The 9,494-nt window shown below is 75.5% G+C and carries 2 protein-coding genes; both read right to left on the minus strand.

Annotated features, from left to right (window positions below; genetic code table 11):
- Positions 1-7,647: type I polyketide synthase (locus tag BBH68_RS36775; RefSeq protein WP_141713147.1), on the minus strand; the 7,647-nt coding region annotated here is incomplete at its 3' end.
- A 45-nt stretch (positions 7,648-7,692) separates the two neighbouring features.
- The coding region (locus BBH68_RS36780) for an SDR family NAD(P)-dependent oxidoreductase (RefSeq protein ID WP_141713148.1) at positions 7,693-9,494 on the minus strand (1,802 nt) is incomplete at its 5' end.

Below are 9,494 nucleotides of genomic sequence, written 5' to 3' on the forward strand. Positions count from 1 at the left end.
GCCGGAGATGACGGTGTTGGTGGGGGCGTTGAGGGCGGCGATGGTGACCTGGCCGTCGTATGGGGCGAGGGCTTCGGTGGCTTCTTCGGCGGTGGCTTCGAGTGCGGACATGGCGCCGCCCGGGGGGAGGGTGCCGAGGAGGGTGGCGCGGGCGGCGACGAGGCGGCAGGCGTCTTCCAGGGAGAGCACTCCGGCGACGTGGGCTGCGGTGATCTCGCCGATGGAGTGGCCGATCACCGCGTCCGGGCGTGCACCGCAGTCCTCGAGCAGCCGGGCGAGCGCCACCTGCACGGCGAAAAGGCCGGCCTGGGTGTAGGTGGTGTGGTCCAGCAGTCCGGCTCGCGGCCGGCCGCGCAGGACGACATCGGCCAGCGGGTGGTCCAGATGGGGGTCGAGCAGCGCGCACACCTCGTCGAAGGCAGCGGCGAAGACCGGGAAACGCGCGTGCAGGTCGGCGCCCATGCCCGGGCGCTGGCTGCCCTGCCCGGAGAACAGCCACACGGCCGTGCCCGATGCCGGCGCGGCGCCGGGCATGGGGGTGACCAGCCCGGGATGGGGACGCCCGTCGGCCAGGGCGTCCAGGGCGGCTGCCATCTCCTGCTGGTCGCTGCCGACGATGACCGCCCGCCGTTCGAACACCGAGCGCGTCACGGCCAAGGCCCGCCCGACGCCCGCCACCGACAGGGGCTCGGCGGAGCGGCCATCGGCTCGCAGCCGCTCGGCGAGCGCCGCGGCCTGGGCGCGCAGGGCGTCATCGCTCCGGGCGGACAGCGGCCAGGGGGCGATTCCGGGCGGGGGAGTGTCGGCCACCGGCTGGGCTGTGTGCGGGGCCTGTTCGAGGACGAGGTGGGCGTTGGTGCCGGAGGCGCCGAAGGAGGAGACGGCGGCGCGGCGGGGTCGGCCGGCCTCGGGCCAGTCGGTGGCTTCGGTGAGGAGTCGGAGGTTTCCGCCGGTCCAGTCGATGTGCGGGCTGGGTTCGTCGATGTGGAGGCTGGCGGGCAGCCGGCCGTGGACCATGGCCATGATCATCTTGATGACGCCGGCGGCGCCGGCGGCGGCCTGGGTGTGGCCGATGTTGGACTTGACGGACCCGAGCCACAGCGGCCGGTCGTCGGGGCGGTCCTGGCCGTAGGTGGCCAGGAGCGCCTGGGCCTCGATGGGGTCGCCCAGCGTCGTGCCCGTGCCATGCGCCTCCACGGCGTCCACATCCGCCGGGCCGAGTCCCGCTCCGGCCAGGGCCTGGCGGATGACACGTTGCTGCGCGGGCCCGTTGGGCGCGGTCAGGCCGTTGCTCGCGCCGTCCTGGTTGACCGCCGAACCGCGCAGCACGGCGAGCACCCGGTGCCCGTTGCGGCGCGCGTCCGACAACCGCTCCAGCAGCACCAGGCCGACACCCTCGCCGAAGCCGGTGCCGTCGGCGGCCGCGGCGAACGGCTTGCACCGGCCGTCCGGCGCCAGGCCCCGTTGCCGGGAGAACCCGGTGAACACATCGGGGGTGGCCAGGACGGTCACCCCGCCCGCCAGCGCCAGGTCGCACTCGCCCTGCCGCAGGGCCTGGGCGGCCAGGTGCATGGTGACCAGCGACGACGAGCAGGCGGTGTCGACGGTGACGGCGGGGCCCTGGAGGCCGAGGGTGTACGCCACCCGGCCGGCGATGATGCTGCTGGTGCCGGAGAGCCCGGCGTAGCCGTCCAGCCGGGGGTCGCCGGGGGGCAGGCCGTTGCCGTAGTCGTGGTACATGACACCGGCGTAGACACCGGTCAGGCTGTCCTTGAGGGTGTGCGGGTCGATGCCGGCCCGTTCCAGCAGTTCCCAGGAGGTTTCCAGCAGGACGCGCTGCTGCGGGTCCATCGCCAGGGCCTCGCGGGGGTTGATGCCGAAGAACGCGGCGTCGAAGCCGTCCGCGTCGTACATGAACGCGCCCTCGGAGGCGTAGGTGGTGCCGGGGTGGTCGGGGTCCGGGTGGAACAGGTTGGCCAGGTCCCAGCCGCGGTTGGCGGGGAAGGGCCCCACCACCTCCCGTCCCGCCGCGACCAGGTCCCACAGCTCCTCGGGGGTGGTCACCCCGCCGGGGAAGCGGCAGGCCATCGCCACCACCGCGATCGGCTCGTCGGCGGCCCCGGCCCTGGGCGCCACGGCCCGGGGTGACGCGGGGGAGGCGGTGGCGGTCAGGCGCTCCAGAAGGTGGTCGGCGAGGGCCAGGGGGGTGGGGTAGTCGAAGACGAGGGTCGGTGGCAGACGCAGCCCGGTGGCACCGGCCAGGCGGTTGCGCAGTTCGACGGCGGTCAGCGAGTCGAATCCCAGCTCCTTGAACGCGGCCTCGTCGCGGATCGCCGCGTCGGAGGAGTGGCCCAGCACCACCGTGACCATCCGGCGGACCGTCCGCAGCAGCAGATCGCGCCGGGCGGTGGCGTCGAGCCCGGCCAGCCGGCCCGCCAGCGCGGGGCCGGTGGCATGGTGCTCCACGGCGCGGCGGCGGGCCGGCCTGGCCAGGGCGCGCAGCATGGCGGGGCTGTCCGGACCCAGCCGGGTGGCGTCGAGGTCGGCGGCCACCACCACGGGGTGGGTGACGCGCAACGCCGCGTCGAGCAGCCCGAGGGCACGAGACGTCGCCAGGGGGCGCATGCCGAGGGCGCCGAGGCGGGAGAGGTCGGCCTCGGTGAGGTGTTCGGTCATGGCGGAGGTCTGTTCCCACAGCGTCCAGGCGACCGAGGTCCCGGGCAGCCCGGCGGCGCGCCGGTGGGCGATCAGGGCGTCGGCGCAGGCGTTGGCCGCGGCGTAGCCGGCCTGGCCGGAGTTGCCGACGACGCCGGCGGCCGAGGAGAACACCACGAACATCCGCAGGGGCAGCTCGCGGGTGAGGGTGTGCAGCTGCCACGCGCCCGTGACCTTCGGCTCCCACACCCGGGCGAGCCGGTCCGCGTCCCAGGACTCCACCAGGGCGTCGTCGGTCACCCCGGCGGAGTGGACCACGCCGAGCAGCGGGTGGCTGTCGGGGATCGTCCGCAGGGTTTCCTCGAGCGCCGCGCGGTCGGCCACGTCGACCGCCGCCACCTCCGCCTGGGCCCCCAGGGCGGTGAGCCGCCCCACCAGTTCGGCCGCCTCGGGGGCGTTCGGGCCGCGGCGGGACAGGAGCAGCACACGCTCCACGCCGTGCGCGCGGACCAGGTGTTCGGCGGCCGCCGCGCCCAGCACTCCCGTTCCGCCCGACACCAGCACCGTGCCGCCGGACAGCTCCGGGATGTCGGCCTCGGCCGCCGGGGCGGTGCGCACCAGGCGCGGCACCAGCGTTCCGGCCGCGCGCACCACGACCTGCGGTTCGTCCGCGTCGATGGACCGGCGCACCGCCTCGGCCAGGCTCTCGCCCGCACCCGCGCCGGCATCCGCGTCGCCGCCCACGTCGAGCAGGGTGAACCGGCCCGGGTGCTCGGCCTGGACCGAACGGACCAGCCCCCAGACGGCCGCCCCACCCGGATCCACCGCACCCTCGTCGTCACCGGCCGACACCGCGCCCGAGGTGACCAGCACCAGCCGGGAGTCCAGCAGCCGCGGTTCGGCCAGCCACTCCCGTATCAGGGCCAGGACGCCGCCGACGGCGGCGAGGCCGTCGTCGGGCGTGGCCGTCGCGGGCACCGGATGGAGGACGACCGCCGGCACCGGGGCTCCATCGTCCACCGCGGCGAGCAGCGCGCCCAGGTCGGCGTGGTCCGCCGCACCGGCGAGCCGTACGCCGCCGCCCACCGTGGCCCAACCACCGTCGGCCGGGGCCGGTGTGTCGCCCGTCCCGCCTCGCGCGGGCACCCAGTCCACGGCGAACAGGCCCTCGGCGGCGCGCGCGGCGCGGGCGCGCAGCTCGGCGACGCCGGTGGGGCGCGCGGCGACCGACGCGGCCTCGAGGACCGGGGCGCCGGTCTCGTCGGTCAGGGAGATCCGCTGCCCGTTGTCCATCGGGGATATCCGGACGCGTACCCGGCGGGCGCCCGTGGCCCACAGCGACACACCGCTCCACGCGAACGGCAGCCACACCTGGCCGCCGTCCGAGCCGTCCTCCCGGCCGGCGGCGAAGATCGTCGGGTGGGTGGCGGCGTCCAGCAGCGCCGGATGGATGCCGAACCGGTCGGCGCCCTCGCCGGCCGCCTCGGGCAGCGCGATCTCGGCGAGCAGATCGGCGCCGTCCCGCCACGCGGCGGTGAGGCCGCGGAACGCGGGGCCGTAGCCGTAGCCCCCGGCCGCGGCCCGCTCGTAGAAGTCCGTGACGTCCAGCGGTTCCGCCCCCCGCGGTGGCCAGGGGGCCGCCGGGGCGTCCGGCGGGGCGGCCGCGTACTCGGGGCCCTCGGGCGCCAGCACGCCCATGGCGTGGCACACCCATCCGTCGGGGGTCTCGGTGTCGAACTCGTCGGGGCGCGAGTACACGTCCACCGTCCGCCTGCCCTCGTCGTCGGCGGGCCCCACCGCGACGCGTACCCGCAGGGCCCCCGAGGCGGGCAGCACGAACGGGGTCTGGAGGGCCAGCTCCTCGACCGCGGCGCAGCCCGCCTCGTGAGCGGCCTGCAACGCCCACTCGACCATCGCCGCCCCGGGCAGCAGGGTGGTGTCGCCGACGACGTGGTCGGCGAGCCAGCCGGCGCCCGTCGCGGCAGGGAGACGTCCGGTCAGCACCATGCCGCCGTCGGGCAGGCTGACCGCGGCGGCCAGCAGCGGATGGTCGACAGCGCGCAGACCGGCGGCGGACACGTCCCCCGCGCCGCCGCCGTCGACGGGTATCCAGTAGCGCCTGCCCTGGAAGGGGTACGTGGGCAGCTCGACGGTACGGGGCGCCCGGTCGGCCGGGAACCACGGGCGCCAGTCGACCTCGATCCCCGCGGCGTGGGCCTGGGCGAGCGCGAGGGCGAGCTGGGGCGCGCCGCCGTGATCGCGGCGGAGGGTGGCGAGGGAGGTGGCGCGGGTACCGGACTCCTCGAAGATGTCCTGAAGGCTCGTGGACAGGATCGGGTGCGGGTTGCAATGGATGAAGGCCCGGTATCCGTCGGCCAGCAGACGGCTCACGGCGTCGGCGAAGCGCACCGGCCGGCGGAGGTTGTCGAACCAGTACTCGGTGCCGAGTTCCGCGGTGTTCAGCCGTTCCGCGGTCACGGTGGAGTAGAACGCGATCTCGGATTCGACCGGTGTCACCTCACGCAGGGCGGAGACGATGTCGTCGTGGATGCGGTCCACGTGGGGGCCGTGGGAGGCGTACTCGACGTCGATGGTGCGGGTGCGTGCGCCACGCTCCCGGGCGGCCTCCAGGACGGCGTCCAGAGGGCCGGGGGAGCCGGAGACGACGGTGGCGTGCGGGCCGTTGACGGCGGCGACGGCGACGTCCCCGGCCGCGGCGCCGAGTTCGGCGAGGAGCCGCGCGGTGTCCTCCGCGCCCAGGCTGAGGGAGGCCATGGCGCCGTGCCCGATCAGCGGGCGCAGCGCCTGGACGCGCAGGGCGATGATCCTGGCGGCCTCGTCGAGGGTCAGGGCCCCGGCGACGCACGCCGCGGCGACCTCGCCCTGGGAGTGCCCGACGACGGCCGCCGGGGTGATGCCGAAGCTCCGCCAGACGGCGGCCAGCGAGACGTGTACGGCCCACAGCACGGGCTGGACGACATCGTCCCGGCCGGGGTCCGTCGCCGGATCCGTGCCCCGCAGCACCTTGGCCAGCGACCAGTCCACGTACGGCGCCAGAGCCCGCTCGCACTCGGCGATCCGGGCGGCGAACACCGGTGAGGCGTCGAGGAGTTCACGGGCCATGCCCGGCCACTGGGCCCCCTGGCCGGGGAAGACGAACACCGGGCCGGCGCCGATCGGGCCCGCCGTACCCGTGACGACCGCCGGGTCGGGCTCGTCGGCGGCCAGCTTGGCCAGACCGTCGAGCAGCGCCGCCCGGTCCGTGCCGACGACCACGGCCCGGTGCTCGAACCGGGCGCGTGTCGTCGCCAGCGACCAGCCCACGTCCGTGATGTCGGCGGCCGGATCGCCCCCGGCCACCTCGGCCAGGCGCAGAGCCTGCCGCGCCAGCGCCACCTCGTCCCGCGCGGACAGCACCCACGGCACCACACCGCCCGCCACCACGGCCTGGCGCGCCGATGCCGCCCCCTCGGGGTCCTGGGCCGGGTCGCCCGTGCCCGCCTCACGCGTGCCCGTGCCGTTCGTGCCCGTCTCGCCCGTGCCCGCCTCACCCGTGCCCGTCTCGCTCGTGTCCGGAGCCGCCGGAGCCGCCGGAGCCGCGGCCGGAGCCGGGTCGGGCGCCTGCTCGATGATCACATGCGCGTTGGTCCCGGAGACGCCGAACGACGACACCCCGGCCCGGCGCGGGTGGTCCGTCGCGGGCCACTCGACCGGCTCGGTCACCAGCCGTATGGCCCCCGAGCTCCAGTCCACATGCGGCGTCGGCTCGTCGATGTGCAACGTCGCCGGAAACACCCCGTGCCGGATCGCCATCACCGTCTTGATCACGCCCGCCACCCCGGCGGCGGCCTGCGGGTGACCGATGTTCGACTTGACCGAGCCCAGCAGCAGCGGCCGGTCGGCCGGCCGCCGCTGCCCGTACGTCGCGTGCAGGGCGTCGGCCTCGATCGGGTCGCCGAGCCGGGTGCCCGTGCCATGCGCCTCCACCGCGTCCACCTCGGCGGACGACAGGCGGGCGTTGAGGAGCGCCTGACGGATGACCCGCTGCTGCGACGGCCCGTTGGGCGCGGAGAAGCCATTGCTCGCGCCGTCCTGGTTGACGGCCGAGCCGCGGATGACGGCGAGCACCTGGTGGCCGTTGCGGCGGGCGTCGGACAGCCGCTCGAGGAGGACGAGCCCGGCGCCCTCGCCCCACCCGGTGCCGTCGGCGGCGGCGGCGAACGGCTTGCACCGCCCGTCCGGGGCCAGGCCGCGCTGGCGGGCGAAGCCGATGAACACCGCGGGCGAGGACATGATGGTCACCCCGCCGGCCACCGCCAGACCGCACTCGCCCTGCCGCAGCGCGTGAATCCCCTGATGCATCGCCACCAGCGAGGCGGAGCAGGCCGTCTCCACCGTCAGGGAGGGACCCTCGAGGCCGAAGGTGTACGACAAACGGCCCGACAGCATGCTGGGGGCGACGCCCACATATCCCTCGGACTCCTTGCGCACGGGGCCGCTCGGCGTGCCCGAGGCCATGGTCGCCGCGCCGATGAAGACGCCGGTCCGGCTTCCCCGCAGACCCGTCGCGTCGAGGCCGGCGCGCTCGAACAACTCCCAGGCCACCTCCAGCAGCTTGCGCTGCTGCGGGTCCATGACCAGCGCCTCCCGGGGGCTGATCTCGAAGAAGCCCGCGTCGAACGTGTCGGCGTCGCGCAGGAACCCGCCCTCGCGCGCGTACGTCGTGCCGGGGTGGTCGGGGTCGGGGTGGTACAGGCCCTCCAGGTCCCAGCCCCGGTCCGCGGGGAACGGCCCGATCACATCGCCCCCGGAGGCCACCAGGTCCCACAACGCCTCGGGCGAATCCACCCCGCCGGGGAACCGGCAGGTCATCGCGACGATGGCGATGGGCTCCTGGTGCCGCTCCTCCACCTCGCGCAGACGCCGCCGCGTGTCGTGCAGGTCCGTCGCCACACGCTTGAGGTAGTCGACAAGCCTCTCTTCATCCGGCATGTGCAGTCACGACCTTCATACGCGTCGAAGCGAGCAGATGAGCCGTCACGAGGAGCCGAGTTCGTTGTCGATGAACGCGAGAACCTCGTCGGCGGTGGCGAGCGTGAGCCGGTCGGCCGCGTTGTCCTCGGCCGACGGCGCGGACGCCGCCTTCCATTGGGCCAGCAGACCCTCAAGCCGATCTGTCACCGCCCGCGCGTCCGCCTCCGGCAGATCGAGGGCCGACAGCGTGGACTCCAGCCTCGCCAGCTCGCCGAGCACCGGGTCCACACCGCCCGGGGTCGCCGGCCCCCCGTCCGCCACCAGCCGGCCGCGCAGGTAGTCGGCCAGCGCCTTCGCCGAGGGAAAGTCGAAGACGAGCGCGGCGGGCAGCCGCAGCCCGGTCGCGGCCGAGAGCCGGTTGCGCAGCTCGACGCCGGTCAGGGAGTCGAAGCCGAGATCCTTGAACGGGGCCTCCTCCCGGACGCGCTCGGGATCCGCGTGGCCGAGCACCGTCGCGGCGTTGCCGCGCACCAGCGTGAGCAGCTGCTGTCGCTGCTCCGCCTCCGGGAGCCCGGCGAGCCGGCGTGTCCAGTCGTCGGGGCCCTGTACGGCCGCGGCGGCCCGCCGCGCGGCCCCGCCCGAACGGGTGGCCAGGCCGCGCAGTGCGGCCGGGAGGATGGCGACCGGCTGCGCGGCCAGCGCGGGTACGTCGAGGTTGAGCGCCACGAGCTGCGGGTCGCCGTGCCGGTGTGCGGCGTCGAACAGCGCCAGCGCGTGGTCGGTGGCCAGCGCCCTGACACCGGCGCGGCCCATCCGAGCCACGTCGGCTTGGCTGAGTTGCCCGGTGATGTCGCTGGTGGTGGCCCACAGGCCCCAGGCGATGGAGGTGGCCGGCACTCCGGCGTGCCGGAGCCGGGTGGCGAGCGCGTCGCAATAGGCGTTGGCGGCGGCGTAGTTGGCCTGCCCGGGGTTGCCGAGGGTGCCGGAGACGGAGGAGTACAGGGTGAACATGGCAAGGGGGAGGTGCCGGGTGGCCCGGTGGAGGTTGGCGGCGCTCGTCGCCTTGGCGGCCCAGACCCGCCGGAGGGTCTCGGATGTCTGGGAGGTGACCACGGCGTCCTCGACGATGCCCGCGGTGTGGATGACGCCCGTGAGGGGGTGGTGGGGGTCGATGGCGTCCACGGCCTGCCGCAGGGCCTCCGGGTCCGAGGCGTCCGCGGCGGTGATGCGGACGGTGGCGCCCAGCTCGGTGAGGCGGTCCGCCAGCTCGGTGGCGCCGGGGGCGTCGGGGCCGCGGCGGCTGAGGAGGTGGAGGTGGGTGATGTGGTGGGTGGTGACGAGGTGTTCGGCGACCAGGCCACCGAGCACACCGGTGCCCCCGGTGATCAGAACCGTGCCGTCGGGATCGAGGGCGGGAGGGACGGTCAGCACGAGCTTGCCGGTGTGCTCCGCCCGGCTCAGGTGGCGGAGCGCCTGCGGGGCCCTGGCCAGCGGCCACGCCCGCACCGGGAGCGGCGCCAGGACACCCTCGTCGAACAGCGCCCCCAGCGCCGCCAGCATGGGTTGGACGCGCTCCGGCCCGGCGTCCGGGACCAGGTCGTAGCCGCGGTAGTCCACCTGGGGGAAGTCCCCGGCCGGCCGTTCGGGGCCGCGCGCGCCGGCCCGGCCCGGATCCAGGAAGCGGCCGCCCTCGGCCAGCAGGCGCAGCGAGGCGCCGGTGAGGTCGCCGGCGTGGTCGCCGGTGAGGCCGGTGAGGCCGTTGAGGACCACGTCGACGCCGCGGCCGCCGGTGGCGGCGCGGAAGGCGTCCTCGAAGTCCAGGTCGCGGGAGGAGGCGCGGTGGGCCTCGTCGATGCCCATCGCCT

It is taken from the genome of Streptomyces sparsogenes (assembly GCF_001704635.1).
Taxonomy (GTDB): Bacteria; Actinomycetota; Actinomycetes; order Streptomycetales; family Streptomycetaceae; genus Streptomyces; species Streptomyces sparsogenes.